This is a genomic window from Rhizobium brockwellii (genome assembly GCF_000769405.2).
In the GTDB taxonomy this organism is placed as follows: domain Bacteria; phylum Pseudomonadota; class Alphaproteobacteria; order Rhizobiales; family Rhizobiaceae; genus Rhizobium; species Rhizobium brockwellii.
In genome coordinates, this window is record NZ_CP053439.1 from 2,469,639 (window position 1) to 2,484,778 (window position 15,140).

15 protein-coding genes and 1 pseudogene are annotated in these 15,140 nt (G+C 61.2%); 5 read left to right on the forward strand and 11 right to left on the reverse strand.

Going from position 1 to position 15,140, the window contains the following annotated elements:
* The first annotated feature begins 203 nt into the window (after positions 1 to 203).
* Positions 204 to 974, forward strand: coding sequence for a siderophore-interacting protein (locus RLCC275e_RS12375; protein ID WP_033182180.1), 771 nt, complete (start codon positions 204 to 206; stop codon positions 972 to 974).
* A gap of 190 nt (positions 975 to 1,164) precedes the next feature.
* Here RLCC275e_RS12375 and RLCC275e_RS12380 read toward each other — a convergent pair whose 3' ends face one another.
* The 6 genes from RLCC275e_RS12380 to RLCC275e_RS12405 all read right to left on the reverse strand — a co-directional run bounded on the left by RLCC275e_RS12380 (position 1,165) and on the right by RLCC275e_RS12405 (position 6,777).
* Positions 1,165 to 2,379, reverse strand: a complete 1,215-nt coding sequence (locus RLCC275e_RS12380) for an FAD-dependent oxidoreductase (protein ID WP_033182179.1) — start codon at positions 2,377 to 2,379, stop codon at positions 1,165 to 1,167.
* Position 2,380: 1 nt separating this feature from the next.
* Positions 2,381 to 3,613, reverse strand: coding sequence for an Atu1372/SO_1960 family protein (locus RLCC275e_RS12385; protein ID WP_033182178.1), 1,233 nt, complete (start codon positions 3,611 to 3,613; stop codon positions 2,381 to 2,383).
* Between the two features lie 23 nt (positions 3,614 to 3,636).
* Positions 3,637 to 4,299, reverse strand: a complete 663-nt coding sequence (locus RLCC275e_RS12390; RefSeq protein ID WP_033182177.1) for an amino acid ABC transporter permease — start codon at positions 4,297 to 4,299, stop codon at positions 3,637 to 3,639.
* Complete coding sequence (locus RLCC275e_RS12395; RefSeq protein WP_033182176.1) at positions 4,296 to 4,955, reverse strand: amino acid ABC transporter permease; 660 nt, start codon at positions 4,953 to 4,955, stop codon at positions 4,296 to 4,298. Before RLCC275e_RS12395 ends, RLCC275e_RS12390 begins: the two co-directional genes overlap by 4 nt.
* Before the next feature lie 7 nt (positions 4,956 to 4,962).
* Positions 4,963 to 5,715 (reverse strand): amino acid ABC transporter ATP-binding protein, encoded by a 753-nt coding sequence (locus tag RLCC275e_RS12400; RefSeq protein WP_033182175.1) that lies wholly within the window; start codon positions 5,713 to 5,715, stop codon positions 4,963 to 4,965.
* A 183-nt stretch (positions 5,716 to 5,898) separates the two neighbouring features.
* Positions 5,899 to 6,777 (reverse strand): ABC transporter substrate-binding protein, encoded by an 879-nt coding sequence (locus tag RLCC275e_RS12405; protein WP_033182174.1) that lies wholly within the window; start codon positions 6,775 to 6,777, stop codon positions 5,899 to 5,901.
* A 162-nt stretch (positions 6,778 to 6,939) separates the two neighbouring features.
* Between RLCC275e_RS12405 and RLCC275e_RS12410 the strand changes: the two genes are divergently transcribed.
* Positions 6,940 to 7,995 (forward strand): GlxA family transcriptional regulator, encoded by a 1,056-nt coding sequence (locus RLCC275e_RS12410; RefSeq protein WP_033182438.1) that lies wholly within the window; start codon positions 6,940 to 6,942, stop codon positions 7,993 to 7,995.
* A gap of 149 nt (positions 7,996 to 8,144) precedes the next feature.
* Positions 8,145 to 8,618 (forward strand): MarR family winged helix-turn-helix transcriptional regulator, encoded by a 474-nt coding sequence (locus RLCC275e_RS12415; RefSeq protein WP_018242473.1) that lies wholly within the window; start codon positions 8,145 to 8,147, stop codon positions 8,616 to 8,618.
* Positions 8,619 to 8,650: 32 nt separating this feature from the next.
* Here RLCC275e_RS12415 and RLCC275e_RS12420 read toward each other — a convergent pair whose 3' ends face one another.
* Positions 8,651 to 9,952 carry an epoxide hydrolase family protein gene (locus RLCC275e_RS12420; RefSeq protein WP_033182172.1) on the reverse strand — a complete coding sequence of 434 codons (1,302 nt, stop codon included), beginning with the start codon at positions 9,950 to 9,952 and terminating at the stop codon, positions 8,651 to 8,653.
* Between the two features lie 233 nt (positions 9,953 to 10,185).
* Between RLCC275e_RS12420 and RLCC275e_RS12425 the strand changes: the two genes are divergently transcribed.
* Positions 10,186 to 10,602, forward strand: a complete 417-nt coding sequence (locus RLCC275e_RS12425; RefSeq protein ID WP_033182171.1) for an NUDIX hydrolase — start codon at positions 10,186 to 10,188, stop codon at positions 10,600 to 10,602.
* Between the two features lie 42 nt (positions 10,603 to 10,644).
* Here RLCC275e_RS12425 and RLCC275e_RS12430 read toward each other — a convergent pair whose 3' ends face one another.
* A complete protein-coding gene (locus RLCC275e_RS12430; protein WP_033182170.1) occupies positions 10,645 to 11,706 on the reverse strand; it encodes a DUF3095 family protein in 1,062 nt (353 codons plus the stop codon).
* A gap of 117 nt (positions 11,707 to 11,823) precedes the next feature.
* Positions 11,824 to 12,219, reverse strand: a complete 396-nt coding sequence (locus RLCC275e_RS12435; protein ID WP_033182169.1) for an Ohr family peroxiredoxin — start codon at positions 12,217 to 12,219, stop codon at positions 11,824 to 11,826.
* Positions 12,220 to 12,500: 281 nt separating this feature from the next.
* On the opposite strand from RLCC275e_RS12435, the pseudogene RLCC275e_RS12440 reads away from it, so the two are divergent.
* Positions 12,501 to 13,297 (forward strand): annotated as a pseudogene (locus RLCC275e_RS12440) (class I SAM-dependent methyltransferase).
* Between the two features lie 17 nt (positions 13,298 to 13,314).
* Here the strand turns inward: RLCC275e_RS12440 and RLCC275e_RS12445 are convergent.
* Complete coding sequence (locus RLCC275e_RS12445) at positions 13,315 to 13,662, reverse strand: CAP-Gly domain-containing protein (protein WP_012757920.1); 348 nt, start codon at positions 13,660 to 13,662, stop codon at positions 13,315 to 13,317.
* A gap of 137 nt (positions 13,663 to 13,799) precedes the next feature.
* Complete coding sequence (locus RLCC275e_RS12450) at positions 13,800 to 15,116, reverse strand: extensin-like domain-containing protein (RefSeq protein WP_033182168.1); 1,317 nt, start codon at positions 15,114 to 15,116, stop codon at positions 13,800 to 13,802.
* Positions 15,117 to 15,140 lie beyond the last annotated feature (24 nt).

Genomic DNA, 15,140 nt, shown 5'->3' on the forward strand with positions numbered 1-15,140 from the left:
TTAAACTTTGGCAATCATCGCCATTGCTGGCTCCCTTGCTGTTGCACATGCCGCCGCCGTCGGCTACATCATGTCGTCAATGGTCGGGTCACCCGGCCACGTAAGCGTTAACGTCACTCAACGCGTATGATCGAACGGCTTTGCGGCTTCGATCTGCGCGACTGTGTCCTGCGGATCGAGCTTCAGAAGCCCCGGAAGGACACATGGATAACAATCAATTCAAAGATCAAGCTTCATCGACCCCTGGCATCGAGCGGATTCGCCACGACACGCGGCGGCGCTTACTGACAGTCGAAAGCGTCGTCGATATCACTCCGAGCATGCGCCGGGTCGTATTGGCAGGTGACCATCTCGCCGATTTCATCAGTCTCGGTGCTGACGACCACATCAAGATCTTCATTCCCACTGCCGATGGTGGAGAAGAGCGCCGTGACTACACGCCGCGCCGCTATGACAATGCCGAGCGGAGATTGACCATCGACTTTGCCTTGCATGAGGCAGGTCCGGTGACGAAATGGGCGATCGACGCCAACCCGGGCGACAGGCTCGAGATCGGCGGACCAAGAGGCTCCGCCGTAGTCTCGAAGACCGTAAAACGATGGCTGCTGATCGGCGACGAAACAGCACTGCCGGCGATCGGCCGCCGGATCGAGGAAAGCGGCGCCGGAACCGTCGTCACCACAATCGCTGCCGTCACCGGCCCGTTGGAAGAGCAGACCTTCGAGACATCAGCCGAGCTGCACCTCCACTGGGTGCACCGGCCGCTTTCGCAGGCAACCGATGCCGCAGCACTGCTGAAACTGTTGAGTACGGTCGATGTCCAGCCGGAGACCTTCATCTGGGTCGCGGCGGAAGCCTCGGTGACACGCGATATCCGCGCCTACCTGCTGGAACGAGGTTGCCCGCTCGGCTGGATCAAGGCTTCCGGCTACTGGGTGTTCGGCAAGGCCGATACGACCGAGAAATTCGGCTAGGACCAACCTCGCATTCCGGATTCCATTTGGTGATGAGCTCTGACTCCCTTCGTTCCGGATTTTATGATCCGGAACGATCAGATGGAGGTGAAGAGGTATGAATTGAGCGAAGTCTCGGCAGCCTCTGCCGGAACGCTGCGGCAGGTGGAAGAGCGTCAGCAACTGTGGGCACCGGGCGCCAGCCACCGACTTATTGAAAGAGGAGATCGACCACGCGGCGGGCAGAGCCCAATGCAAGCGTCCAACCCAGCATGCCGTGACCGGCATTGATGTAGAGACCTTTGATGTGTCGGGAGGCGGCGATAATGGGTTTGGAGGTCGGCGTCATCGGCCTCTCGCCCGACCATCTCATCAGTTCGTCCGAACGCTCGAAAAGGTCGGGCAGCACCGCGGAGGCAGCCAGCTTGAGCGTGTCGAAACGTCTGGCATCAAAACCGGCCCCGGGACGCTCGATGTCTGCTAGTCCTGCGACACGAAAACGGTCGCCGATTGCCGCAAAGGCAAGCTTTCGCTTGACGTCGGTCAGGCTGATGCTTGGTGCAAGGCCAGTTCTTCGAACGGTGAGCGAGTAGCCTCTGATGGAGCGTATGTCCCGGGCCTCGGGCAAATCGGATATGAGGGAACGAATCTGCGGTCCTGCGGCGACGATGGCTGCGTCGACGCGAAGCTCGTCGCGGTCCTCGAACCTCAATCCTGTCAGCACGCTTCCGGTTTGGACGAAGCTCGAGACCCTCCTGCCAAAAAGCACCGACACCTGCCGGCGCTCGATCATCCGGGCGGTGAGCTGGCGGCAAAATCCGGCCGCATCGCCGAGGGCATCAGTGGGTGTATAAACGGCCCCGGCAATCTCTCCCTGATATGCGGCCAGCGCAGGTTCAATGCTTTCCGCCTCCACCCGCGTCAGCAGGCGCTGTTCGAAGCCAAGGGCATTCTTGCGCGCGACACTGGAATCGGCGGCAGCAAAACTTTGCCGATCGGCGTAGAGATGCAGTTTTCCGGCGACACGGTAATCGAATTCGACATCGGTTTCCCTAAGCAGGATTGCGAGCTCGTGACGGGATTGTTCGGCAAGGCGCAGGATGTCCTGCGTATTGTTCCACCAACATCTGAACGGGGTATTGGCAATAAATTTCAGGCCCCAGCAGACAAAGTCCCGGTCGAGTTGCCACTGGATGCGGAAGGCCGGATCCCAGCCCATCGCAATGGCTGGCAGATGTTTCAGCAGGGCTGGTGATGCCATTGCGTCACCATAGGCCCAGGACAGCTGCGCGGCGTTGCCGGCACTCGCCCCCATGCCCGGCTCGCTTGCCGCATCGATAAGTGTCACATCATGCCCCGCCCGGGCCAGAAGATAGGCCGACGATACGCCGATGACGCCGGCGCCGATCACCGCAACGCGCGCCATCTCAAGCCTCGTCGCTGACGACGACGGCCGCCAACTCGACCTCAACGGGCACCCCGCGCGGCAGGGATGTTACGCCGATCGCGATGCGGGCATGCGCCCATCGATCCGGGAAAAGCTCTCGGAGCAATTCCGAAGCGCCATCGACGACGGCGCCGTGGCGCTCGAAAGCAGCATCCGCCGCGACATAGCCCGCCAGCCGGACGAAGCCCAGAATGTTGTCAAAGCCGCCCGCAGCCCCCTCCAGCTGCGCAATCGCATTGAGAAGCGCCCAGCGCGCGCATTCTCGCCCCTCTTCGATGGAGACGTCCGCTCCGAGGTGTCCTGTCCGCAGCACCGCACCATCCTTCAGCGGCACCTGACCGGAAACGGTGATGATATTGCCGGTCCGCACAGCCCCGGAAAATGCACCTGGCGGCGAGGATGCTTCCGGCAGAGCAAGCTCGAGCTGTGCCAGTCGTTCGCGTACGCGATTGCTTCCAGCCGATGAAGCATCGCTTGCCTTGCGGGCCGCCGCTTCTGCGCTGCGGCCGACGAAGGCCCCTATGATATTCCTGTCGAGTTCGGTCAGCCGGTATTCTGGGTGCCACTGGATGCCTAGGCAAAAGCCGTCCGTTTCCCCTTCGAATGCTTCGATGGTGCCGTCCGGCGCCCTTGCAGCAATACGGAAGCGCCCGTGGCCGGCCAAAGCATGCCGGTGCAGGCTATTGACGCGTGCCGGCCCCTTCCCCACCCAATCGGTCAGCACGCTGCCCGGCTCGACTATGATCTCGTGCGCCAAAACGTCGGGGATATCTTGCGGGATGTGGGATTCGGCGGCGGCCGGCAGTTCGGATTGAAATTTGCCGCCAAGGCATTCACCTATCAGCTGCATGCCGTGGCAGATGCCGAGAAGCGGCTTGCCCGTTTTCAAGGCCTGCTCGACCAGCTGAATTTCGAACTGCCTGCGCGCGCCTGTCACCTCCGTCCCCGGCCGCGCACCGGTGAGGACGATCCCATCGGCGAGCGCCAACGCCGATGCCAGGTTCCGGGTGTTGTAAGGCAAGATCAAAGGAATTCCCCCTGCCTCGGCTATGGCATCCGCATAGTTGGCGCGCACGACATACTCCGTCTCGGTCGGCGCATCAGGCGCCTCGCTGACGTCGGGTGTCATGAGGATCACCGGCCAGCGAGGTTCATGCGATTGCGTTGCATGCCGACGTGCGTTGCCCGTGACAACGGTCGTTTCAATGGTCATGGTCTTGGCCTTGTGATGACGAGTTAGCGGGCGGCCGAAAGGGCTAGCCGGCGCGAGAGGACCGAGAAAGGCCAGGCTATCGCTAAATAGCAGAGGCCGACGGCAATGTAGATTTGCAAGGGCAGGAAATACTCGGTCGCCATGGACCGCCCGGTGAGGACCAGTTCGTTGACGGTAATCAGCGAAGCGAGCGAAGAATCCTTGAGCAGCGAGACGAAGGTGATGATCATCGGCGCCAGAATGACACGGGCGACCTGCGGCAGGATGATCAGGACGAAGCTCTGGGCGGGGGTAAAGCCCGCCGCCAACGCGGCTTCGCTCTGCCCGGCCGGTATAGCCTTCAGGCCGGCGCGGAAAAGCTCTGCGACCTGGGCCGCGAAACACAACGCCAGGCCCGCAATCGCCGCGCCGAAAGCATCAAAGACGATCCCGATACCCGGCAAGCCGAAATAAAGCAGAAACAAAACCGCCAGCAGCGGCACGCCACGCACGATCGTCACATAAAGGGCCGCAAAATACCTTAGCGCCGCGAAACTGGATTTCTGGCAGAGCGACAGCAGCAGACCGAAAACGAATGCCAGCGCAAAGGCACAAACGGAAAGCAGGGCCGTATTCACCATCGCCCGCAGCAGGAGAGGCAGCCATTCGGCACCATAATCGCCATAGGGCGCTAGGAAAGCGCTCATCCTTTCAATCTCCCGTAACGTCTTTCGAGGAACCGCGTGACCTGCATCAAGGGCAAGCTCAGCAACAGGTAGAGTGCCGCCGCCGTCGCATAGATCATTGTTGTCTGGAAGGACGACGTCACCATTGAACGGGCAAAGAACATGATTTCCGGCGCCGCAATGGCCGAGACGACGGATGTATCCTTGAGAAGCTGCACCGCGTAGTTCCCGAGCCCTGGAAGCGCTATCCGCATGGCCTGTGGCGTCAGGATCTCAAAGATCGTCTGGAGCGGGGTCAGCCCTGCAGCAAGCGCCGCCTCCGCCTGCCCGCCAGGCAGCGCGGCGAAACCGGCGCGAAAGATTGCACAGGTGATCGCCGCTCCGATGAGCCCGAGGCCCAGGACGGCCGCCGTGATTGACGTCAATTTCACGCCGAGGCTGGCAAGCCCGAAATAGAGGATGAACAGATGCGTCAAGGCCGGCAAATTGCAGAGAATCTCGCAGCAGGCATCGATCGTCAGATCGATGAACTTGATCCCGGCAAATTGCCTGAGCAGGGCGAGAAGGAACCCGAAGACGGCTGCGAGCGCCAGTGAGGCGATCGTGACGAAAACGGTTACGCCGAGCCCGGCGACGAGCCCCTCGACGACCGAGAAGAATATGGAAAATCCGGTCATGACGCGCCTAGTGCCGGATCTTGTTGAGAAACGCTTGCGTGCGCGCTTCGCGGGGAACGGTTATGACCTGGCGTGCCGGCCCGGCTTCGACGATGGTGCCGCCGTCAAGAAACAGGACGCGATCGGCAATGTCGCGCGCAAACGCGATCTCGTGAGTGACGATCAGCATCGTGCGCCCTTCGGCTGCCAGCTCCTCCATCACTTTCAGAACCTCCTGGACCAGTTCGGGATCGAGTGCGGATGTCGGCTCATCGAACAGCATGAGCTTGGGCTTCTGGGCAAGCGCTCGCGCAATCGCGACACGCTGCTGCTGGCCGCCGGACAGTTCGAGCGGTGAGGCGTCGGCGCGGTGTGTCATGTGGACTTTGGCCAACATTTCCAAAGCCAGTTCGCGTGCCTCGGCAGCAGGCAGGCCGCGCACCTTGCGCGCCGCGATCGCCACGTTTTCCGTCACCGACAGATGCGGCCAGAGATTGAAGAGCTGGAAGACCATGCCCATCTCGGCGCGTTGCGGTGCAAGTTGCCGGTCGCTCATGACATGGCCGTTGCGCACGCCGATCCGCTCGCCGTCGAGGCGGATCTCACCGGCACTGGGCTTTTCCAGAAAATTCATGCAGCGCAGACAGGTGGATTTCCCGGAGCCGGATGGGCCGATCAGGGCAATCTTCTCACCTGGCGCGACATCGAAATCGATGCCTTTGAGAACTTCGATAGGACCATAGCTCTTGCGCAGGCCTGTAACGCTGAGAAGCGCATTCATCGCCGTTTCCTTATGCGATCATATCTACAGCGCCGCGCGTCTTTTCAGACGCGCCAAGGACGCTGTAGCACTTTGAATTGCTGCATAATTTTCTCCTGAAATCGATTCCGATTTAAGGGATTATGCAGTAGGCGAAGAGAGTGGACGAAAGCCGCGAATTGCAGCTTCCGTCCGCACGGTCGTTCAGCCGCCAGCTGCGCAGGACGGCAGCTTGTAATCCGCGGGACGATCGACGCCGGCGCGGAAATTTTGACCCACAGGCTTGAACCAGACATCCGACGACAATCCGTAGCGGGCGCCGATTTCCTTCATCTCGCAAGTCTTCCACATGTCGGCGATGATGGCGTCCATCTTCTGGCGCAGATCGTCGTTCTTCTGATTGAGGCCATAGACGACCTGCCCGAGACCGGTCAGCAGCGGGAAATCCGGACTGTTATCGGTGAAGGCAAGGAAGTGCATATTCCAATCAGGGTTCTGCTTGATGGCGTAGGAGATCACCGGCGGATCGCCGATGACAGCGTCGATGCGCCCGGCGATAAGATCGCGCACGGCCGCATCGGACGTGTCGTAGAGCGAGAGCTGGAGATCTTTGATGCTCTTCAATTCCGAAATGAACGAAAAGCCGGTGATCGTGCCGATCTGCTTGCCTTCCAGGTCGGAAAGCTTGTCCCAGTTCGTCTTCGTCGATTGCATGATGCCATTCTTGAAGTAGTGGATCGGCTCGGACAGGGTCATGATCTTCGTACGTTTTTCGGTCCAGCCCATGGTGCCGAGCATGACGTCGACGCGGCCTGACTGAACGGAGGCGATCGTACCCGACCATTCCATGAGCGCAGGCTGAATCTTGAGGCCGAGCTTGTCGGCAATGCGCTGCATGATTTCACCGTCATAACCTACCAGCTTCCCGTCCTGCCAGCCGGAGCCGGGCATGTCGCCGGTGAAGGCAACCGTAAGCTTGCCCTGCTCGGCAAGTTCGAAAGCATTGGCGATAGATGAAAGGGACATGAAGCTGCCTGCCAGCAGAGCGCACGTCACCATCCTTCTCGAAAGAGAAAGTGCCATTGTTCTGATCCTTGATTTGTTGGTTCCCCGGTCCGGTGGTTTCTGTCCCCGGATGTCGCGTTCGACGAGAGCAAACTTGACACTGAAGACTGCCGCTGAATTTTATAAATCGGACATTTTCTTTGAAAAAAGGACATGGTTGTTCTATCATTGCCGCGCGCCATGATCACATCCGAGGAACCTTCCGAAATATCTGCCAACGAGCCGGACTATGTGCGCTGGCTCGACGATCTTTGGGCCGAGCGACTTCTGGTCGCACGCGACCGAAAGGCCGATCTCTGCGTCGGCATTCTCCTCTGGCCGACCTTCCCGATGATGTCGCTGACGGGTATCGTCGAGCCTCTCAGGCATGCGGCGGACTTTGCCGACAATTCCCGTCCATTACATTGTCGCTGGTCAATCATGGGGGCCCCGGGCCATGCAGCGGTCGCCAGCTGCGGCATCCGGGTTCACGCCGATGCGCCCTACATTAACCCGACCGACTTCGACTACGTCGTGGTTATCGGTGGCCTCCTGCCACATCTGCGCGCCGCACCTAGCAAGCATCGCGACTATCTCAGGGTGGCGGCATCGGCAGGTGTCCCGATAATTGGCGTTTGTACGGGCGCCTTCATATTGGCGCAGGAGGGACTGCTCGCCGGACGCAAGGCGTGCGTTCATCCCTTTCACGCGGAGGATTTCCGGATTGCCTTCCCGCGTCTTGCCTTCTCCACCCGCGATGACTTCCTGATCGAAAACGGCCGCATTACCGTGCCTGGCGGCGTATCGATCCTGTCGCTGATGACTGAACTCATCCGCACGCATTGCGGACCGGATCGGGCGGCCAAGGCCGTGCACCAGCTTTCGCTCTCGGAGCAGAAGCACATGAGCGCCTTCGATCACGGCCGCGCCACAACATTTCGCCGCACAGAAGATTCGCGCATACAGCGAGCCGTCGTTCTCATCGAGAGTCGGAAAGGTCGCGACGTCTCACCGGAGCAGGTGGCCTCTCTGGTCGGCCTGTCACCACGCCAGTTTGCGCGTCTGTTCCAGGACAATATCGGCATGACCCCGAAGCGTTTTATCGTCGAGACGAGATTGCGCTATGGCCGGTTTCTGGTCGAAAACAGCACACTGCCCATGACGGCGATCGCCTTTGAAATCGGATTCTCCGACTCCGCCCATTTCGCGACCGCTTTTCGCAAGAAGTATGGGAAGCCTCCCAGGAGTTTCCGCTGATCTTTGTCGAGTCACCACAAACGGCAGGATCGAAAACCGACTTCAACACTATTGCGATTTAATCGGACGCGATTTATATAGATCTCATCATCAGAAAGCTTGGACAGGATGGACCGATGCCGACATCTAAAGCAGCTAATGGGCCGGATATGCCCGCGCCCGCCTCCCCGCCAGCGGGCAAGGACGGCAGGAAACTTTCCAATTTCCTGTGCTTCGCGGTCTATTCGGCAAATCTCGCCTTCGGCCGCGCCTATAAGCCGATCCTGGACGAGCTTGGCCTGACCTATACCCAATATATCGCCATGGTGGCCCTCTCCGAAGAGGACGACCAGACCGTCGGCGTGTTGGGGGAAAAGATGTTCCTCGAATCCAACACGCTGACGCCCATCCTCAAGAAGCTGGAGTCGAATGGTTTTATCACCCGTCACCGCGATCCCGCCGACGAACGGCAGGTGCGGGTCAGCCTGACGCCGGCAGGACGCCAACTGGTTGAAACCGATCCCGGCAACGCGCTGCTTGGCGCCATCGGCCTCGGCGACGACTTTCCCGTCGTGCAGAAATCGGTGACGACGCTGCGCGACAACCTGCTGCGGTCAACGCAGGGCGAACCGGGGAAATCGTGATCGCGGCCTCAGTCGCCTAATCCCGCCTGGGTCTACTGCCGCAACGGCCGGAACGCCGTCCTGAGCTCGGCAGTGAAAGCCATCGGCTGTTCCCAGGCGGCGAAGTGACCGCCCTTCGGCAGCCTGGCGTAGTGGATGAGCTTCGGATAGGCCTTCTCCGCCCAGCTCTGCGGCGCCTGGTAGATCTCATCAGGAAAAGCACTGACCGCCACAGGGATCTTGATTCCCCTGGGGTCGAAGAACCCGCCCGACGGATGGTGCGCATTGTCCCAATAGAGGCGTGCCGAGGAGATTGCTGTGTTCGTCAGCCAGTAGAGCGTGACGTTGTCGAGGATATCGTCCTTCGTCAGCCCCTCGGGCTCTCCGTCGAAAACGCGCGCGATCATCCGGTAACTGCGGATGTCGTGATCGAGCATCCACGACGCAAGCCCGACCGGCGAGTCGACGATCCCGTAGAGCGTCTGCGGCCGGTTGTTCATCTCGATGGCATAGCCCAGTCCGTTCTTGTAGAAATCGTCGAGCTGATCGAAGGCGCGCCTTTCGTCCGGCGACAGGTCGGCTGGCGGCATGCCGCCGGCGGCAAGAGCCTTGGCGATGTCAGCAGGAACCGTGGCCGCCATGTTCGTGTGGATGCCGAGCAATCCCGGCGGCTCCTGCACCGCCATCAATTCGGTCACCGCGTTGCCCCAGTCGCCACCCTGCGCCACGAACTTCGTGTAGCCGAGACGTTGCATCAGCGTCACCCAGGCGTGCGCGATGCGCGGCGGGTTCCAGTTGCCCGACCCCGTCGGTTTCCCGGAAAAGCCGTAGCCCGGCAAAGACGGGATCACCACGTCAAATGCGTCCGCTTCGCTCCCTCCATGCGCTGTCGGATCGGTGAGCGGTTCGATGATCTTCAACTGCTCGATGATGGATCCAGGCCATCCATGTGTGACGATCAGCGGCAGTGCATTTTTATGCTGGGAGCGCACGTGAATGAAGTGGATATCCAGCCCGTCGATCTCGGTGATGAACTGCGGCAGCGCATTGAGCCGCGCCTCCATCTTGCGCCAGTCGTAATCCGTCGCCCAATGCTTCGCGAGTTTCTGGATCGTTGCGAGCTGCACGCCCTGTGTATCATCCGCGACGGTCTCCTTGTCAGGCCAACGGGTGGCCGCGACGCGCCGGCGCAGATCGTCAAGCTGATCCTCGGGGAAATTGACGCTGAAGGGGCTAACCCCGTCGCCGTTTGCCTGAGCGCTACGCGTCCCGGCAAGCATGCTCATGGCTCCGGCGGCGGCCGTGGCCGTAAGCAGTTCGCGCCGCGTGGGCGTTGATAGGGATGTGGGTGGCATGACGCTCTCCTCTCCGTTTGATCTGTTCGGAAACGGACGAAGATCGACTGACCGACCTCGTTCGCATCAGCAGGTCATTCGCGTCTGTCCGGGGACTATGCTCCCGGGCAACGTCGGGGGTCAACCTACCCGGTCAGGCTATGCCTCGACTGTCTCGATGGACGACTGGTCATTGCAAAAAGCCGTGGCTGCGGGCAGCATCGGCGCGAGATCGAGGAGGCAGAGGAGGATGCATGCCCGACATCGCGGTTGGCGTCCTGAGCCAGAACGGAACCGTTCTTCTGGCCAGGCGCAGTTCCAAGCGCAGGGTGCACCCGGATCGCTGGAGCCTCGCGGGCGGCCATGTCGAAGAGGGCGAAGACGCCGAGACGGCAATGTGCCGGGAACTGATCGAAGAAATAGGCGTGACGCCGGAGCTCTGGCAGTTTGCAGGACGGTTCACCTCGGAAGACCCGCCCGAAGCATCCGCGACATTCCATGTCTATCACGTCATTAAATGGCACGGTTGTCCGCGACTGATCGGTGACGAACACACCGAGCTCAGATGGTTCACCGCCATCGCGATAGAAAAAGAAGCCGAATTGGCGCCGCCTCAGCTCACTGAAATTCTCGCAAACCTCGCCATGCGGGAAACAGGCACGCCCTCTTAGGTCCCTTGGCGGTCAAGGCGGTCTCGCCGGCTGAACGGGTCCTCAGAGAACATGATGCTGGACGTCGCCAAGCGCGCCAGCCTCCATCATCTCGGCGGCCTTGGCATAACCGCCGCCCATTCCGTCAAGGAAATGCAGGTGCGAATCCGGGCTGCCTGATGGTACGAGGCAGGTCATCAGCGCATGGGACTGGCGGTGCAGTCCGAAATTGATCTCGCCGCGCGCCCTTGCCGGAGCGAGGATCGCTTCGACCCTGTCGATCTGTTCGGGCGTGCAGTCCAGCGTCAGGCGCAAACCGTCGTCGAACTTGCGGAAATCCGAGCTGGCGGCGACCTCCGACCAGCGTTTCGCATCGACACGCTTCCCGCTGCCTTTGAGCATGGCAATATCCCTGGGGATAGCCATATCCACGGGAACGGGATGAGACCGGTGCGACGGCGCATCGAAGACGGCAAGCACGCGCTTCGCCAGCGCCGCAAAGACCTCCGGGCTCGTATGGTCATCCGGCTCGACCAGCAGCGACAGGATCTCGCCCCGCTGGCTCGGGAACGGCGTCCAGTCGCAGCTCAATCCGGTCAGATCCGGCTTCGTCGCGTAGCGGCCCGGCTTGACCAGATACCGGCCGCTCTTGATCTGCTGCTCCGCCCATTTGAGCCCTCCGCCTGCAAACATCGCATAGGTCGCGTTTTCCGAAGCCGCATAGCGCGCAACCCTTACGTCGCGCCCACTATTGCGGATTTCGCGCACGGTGAGCAGCCCGATACGAAGGGTGAGATCGAGATCGCTTCTTGCAAAGCTCGCGACCTGCCGCAACGCCGAGGTCGCGGCCATGATGCCGTGCGGCGGCAAGGCGAATGCCGCCCCGTCTCCACGAAACACGAAGGGGAAATCGAACGAACCCCAGGCATTACCGAGAGCGGCGATGATCGATGCGCCTGCGAAGTTGACATCTTCATAGCGTCCCGACTTGATCGCCAGCGTCGAGCTGACGACGTCGGTGATGCCGATCAGCCAGTCCTCGGGCAGCGGCTCATAGACGGCTGGGTCGAGCACGAGCGAAAACTCGTCATAGGCCTGGTGTGGCTGGGCGTGGCTATTGATCATGGCATGTTCTCCAGATTGGCAAGGTTCCGGTGCCTGCTACCTCAGGAAGGGGTCTGCCGGCCGATCGGCAGGCCCTCCGCATCAAATCCTCTGGCGGTAAGGTCCGCCCTTCCCCGCTCAGGCAAGTGTGGTCTCGACATCGATATTGCCGTGTGTCGCCTTGGAATAAGGGCAGATGCCATGGGCCGCCTCGATCAGCTCCTGCGCGATGTCGCGATCGATGCCGGACAGGCTGACATTGAGGCGCGCCCTCAGGAAGAAGGAGCCGTTGTCGGCGTTGAGAGTAATCTCCGTGTCAACCTCGGGACCATCAGGCAGCGTGATCTTTCTCTGAGCAGCGGCAAGTTCGATGGCGCCGATATAGCAGGCCGACCAGGCGATGCCGAACAGGTTTTCGGCGGCCGGATGCGGCTGCGGCAGCTTGATGTCGATCGTGCCGTCGCTGCTGCGTGCAGAGCCGTCGCGGCCGCCGGAGATGTGGGTTTTGCCGGTAAAGAGAAGTTTCTCGGTCATGGTGATATCCTTTCGGTTTAGATTTTATTCACATCCGATTAAATCGGATGCGCTCTAATACGCTCAGCCAAAACCGATATCAACACCATTCCGATTTAATCGGATGCGATTTATTTCTATAGGCGGAAACGCGCCATATCCGGGCGACCCTCAGCGGCAGCTATGCGAACAAGCCCGCCCGCTGCGCAAGGTCACGTCTTGTCCGAGAATGGGGCCATCTATAGGCTCTGCCGGCGAACTCGAGCCGGGGCGCATCCTGTGAAGAAACCCAGAGAGATGCCATGTCCTCCATAACAGCAGACAATGCCGGGCAATATGGCGACAGCCGGAAGCTCACTGCGCGGGCTCGACTGCATAGCCAATACACCATCGCCGAGACGGCCTGGTTTCATGGGTTGCCGCGCAATTGTCCCTGAAGCCAGGCGATCGTGTCCTCGATGTCGGCTGCGGGCCAGCCTGGTTCCGGGCGGCAACGGCAGGTCTGCTGCCGGCGGACCTCGACTTGACGCTCGCCGACCTTTCGCCCGGCATGTCGACGAGGCAGTGGCGCGTTGCAGCGCCCTGCCGTTCGGCTCCGTCCGGGGCTGCCGGGCCGACTCAGCCGCGCTCCCCTTCGAAGATGACGCCTTCGATGCCGTGATCGCGATGCATATGCTCTATCACCTGTCCGACCCGGCGGCGGGCATCGCGGACATGTCAAGAGTGCTGAAGCCGGGTGGCTTGCTCGGGGTCACAACCAACGGCGCCGGCAATATGCGCGAGATCTACGCGCTGACGACCGTATTCGGCAGTGCCCCCATCCGATCCGGCTGCCGAAGCCTTTGGATATGACGCTGCCGAACGATCGATGCGGTCGCAGTTTGGAAACGTGAGCATGTCGCAGCATCCGGCCAGCCTGCGGATCACTGAGCCCGAGGATGTCTTCCTGGCGCTCACCTCCTACCCGCCTGGCGACGGCGCCAGCGAGCTCCAGCTCACCAAATTCCGTCAAGCCGTTGCCGATGCCTTCAGCCAACGCAACGGCGTGCTTGAGGTCAGCAAAGAGACCGCGCTGTTTCTGAGCAGGAAGACGGCCTGATCGGTGCCGGGCGGCGCTCAGACCTTCTCTTTCTTCCTGATTTTTTCTTTCGGCTCGACAGGTGCATCGGGCGTCGGCGCCAACAGCTTGCGCAGTGACGAGATCTTATCCTTCACCAGCGGCCGGAAACGCGTCGCGCGATAGGGCATGTCGGCCGCGCCATAACCTTCCGGCCCGTCATCATTGCCGCGGTTGATCTCCGCGAGCTTCACCCCGATGAACGTGCCGTCGATATAATGGGTATATTCGCCCACCCAGCGGATCGTATAGATCTCGCCTTTGCGGATGAGCTGGTCGATGCTGACATGCTTGAAGGTATCGTTGATGCAGACGACCTTCTGGCCGACGTGGAAATCATAGCTCATGGATCAAACTCTCGAAACGGCAATCCGCCTGGCCGATCTATAGCGCGCCCTGCGGCGGGGATGAACCGTTTTCTGCCAGCCCGGCGCAATTGCGGCCGCAACATCAGCATCCGCCGCATGGTTTAGGAGGACATGCATCAGTCGCAATAGGCCTTGCCGCTCTTGCGGGAGCGAAGATCGAAGTGGAAGTGGTTCCAATGCTCCGGGTTGCTGCCCGGCCCGAGTACGGTGTTGAAATAGCGGCAGCTGTCGCTGCGCACCGCCTTCAGCAGCCGCCCCTCGCGAAGCGAGAACAGGCCCTTCTTGCGCACGTCGATCTCATGGCCGTTCTTCAGCACGAACTTGCCGACGTCGATGGCGTTGCCGCGGGCGTGCTCCGACATCGGATTGTATTTCTGCCGGCTGTTATTCATGCGCCGGCAGGAATAGCCGCCAAGCGGCTGGATCGTCTTGATCCCGGACCAGTAGCGGTAGCGGGCGGACGGTGCCAATTCGTTCTTCACCCATTTGGCGAAGGCGAGCGTCACCTGGCAGTTCAGCGTTACGGCCGGCCGGACGCCGATATTGCCAGAAAGCCCCTTCAGCGACACCGGATAAGGCACCTGGCAGGCCGGGCCATTCGAAATCGGCGGCTTGTCGTCGAAGAGCACGCCCATCCGCTTCAGCTCGCGCCGGCAGGCAAGCTCGGAAGATGGCATGACGCTGGGATCGACGGGTGCCGCCGGCTCGCTCATCATCGGATTGTTCGGCCGCAGCATCGCGACCTCTTCGCTCTCGTCCTCTTCGGGAACACGTGATGGCGCCACCACCGGGCTGCCGTCGTTCCAGGCGGGCGCCCGGCTCATCTGCGCCTGCGCAGCCGGCTGAGGCATTGGTTGCTGCGCGGGCTGCCGCATGGGCTGGTTGAGCTGCGTCGGATTGTCGGTGCCGATGCCGTCGACAACCGGCTCGGTCGCATTGCCCTCGGCGATCTGCTGCTTTTGTTCCTGCGCCAGCCCGACAACCGGCTCGGCCCCGAGATCGTCATCCATGTTGACGCCGCCGGATGGGATCGCAAGATCCTGCGTGCCGCTCCAGTTCTGGTTCTGCTGCGCCAGCGCCTCGTCGCTGTCGATCATCGGCAGCTTGCGCCCCGGTGCGGTTTGCGGCGGAGCGGCTCGTGCAGCGTGGCCAGTACCGGCAAGGTTCGGCGTATCGAGGTAATCGACGGAGCCCTGGCTCTTGCCGACGGGCGCGCTGGAAACCGGATAGGAGGCCTGACTTTCCACAGGTGCCATTCGGACCGAGGGCGCCATGCGCGCCGCTGGCGCCCGCGCGGGCGAGATCGAGCTGACCCTGGTGCCGTTGTCGACATTGGCGGGCGGCACCAGTCCGTCGCTGATCGAACAGGTCGTCAGCGCCGCCGAGAGGATAACGGGCAAAAGGGTTCGCCGAGGAAAGGAAACAAACGCCATACTCTTATCGCTTCCGCAGGCTGG

Excerpts from the sequence above, each read along its gene's own strand:
- RLCC275e_RS12420 (WP_033182172.1), bottom strand. The coding sequence starts at position 9,952 with ATGCCACCCACATCCCTATCAACGCCCACGCGGCGCGAACTGCTTACG.
- RLCC275e_RS12400 (WP_033182175.1), bottom strand. The coding sequence starts at position 5,715 with ATGAATGCGCTTCTCAGCGTTACAGGCCTGCGCAAGAGCTATGGTCCT.
- RLCC275e_RS12395 (WP_033182176.1), bottom strand. The coding sequence starts at position 4,955 with ATGACCGGATTTTCCATATTCTTCTCGGTCGTCGAGGGGCTCGTCGCC.
- RLCC275e_RS12435 (WP_033182169.1), bottom strand. The coding sequence starts at position 12,219 with ATGACCGAGAAACTTCTCTTTACCGGCAAAACCCACATCTCCGGCGGC.
- RLCC275e_RS12450 (WP_033182168.1), bottom strand. The coding sequence starts at position 15,116 with ATGGCGTTTGTTTCCTTTCCTCGGCGAACCCTTTTGCCCGTTATCCTC.
- RLCC275e_RS12430 (WP_033182170.1), bottom strand. The coding sequence starts at position 11,706 with ATGATCAATAGCCACGCCCAGCCACACCAGGCCTATGACGAGTTTTCG.
- RLCC275e_RS12410 (WP_033182438.1), top strand. The coding sequence starts at position 6,940 with ATGATCACATCCGAGGAACCTTCCGAAATATCTGCCAACGAGCCGGAC.
- RLCC275e_RS12380 (WP_033182179.1), bottom strand. The coding sequence starts at position 2,379 with ATGGCGCGCGTTGCGGTGATCGGCGCCGGCGTCATCGGCGTATCGTCG.
- RLCC275e_RS12385 (WP_033182178.1), bottom strand. The coding sequence starts at position 3,613 with ATGACCATTGAAACGACCGTTGTCACGGGCAACGCACGTCGGCATGCA.
- RLCC275e_RS12390 (WP_033182177.1), bottom strand. The coding sequence starts at position 4,299 with ATGAGCGCTTTCCTAGCGCCCTATGGCGATTATGGTGCCGAATGGCTG.
- RLCC275e_RS12415 (WP_018242473.1), top strand. The coding sequence starts at position 8,145 with ATGCCCGCGCCCGCCTCCCCGCCAGCGGGCAAGGACGGCAGGAAACTT.
- RLCC275e_RS12425 (WP_033182171.1), top strand. The coding sequence starts at position 10,186 with ATGCCCGACATCGCGGTTGGCGTCCTGAGCCAGAACGGAACCGTTCTT.
- RLCC275e_RS12375 (WP_033182180.1), top strand. The coding sequence starts at position 204 with ATGGATAACAATCAATTCAAAGATCAAGCTTCATCGACCCCTGGCATC.
- RLCC275e_RS12405 (WP_033182174.1), bottom strand. The coding sequence starts at position 6,777 with ATGGCACTTTCTCTTTCGAGAAGGATGGTGACGTGCGCTCTGCTGGCA.
- RLCC275e_RS12445 (WP_012757920.1), bottom strand. The coding sequence starts at position 13,662 with ATGAGCTATGATTTCCACGTCGGCCAGAAGGTCGTCTGCATCAACGAT.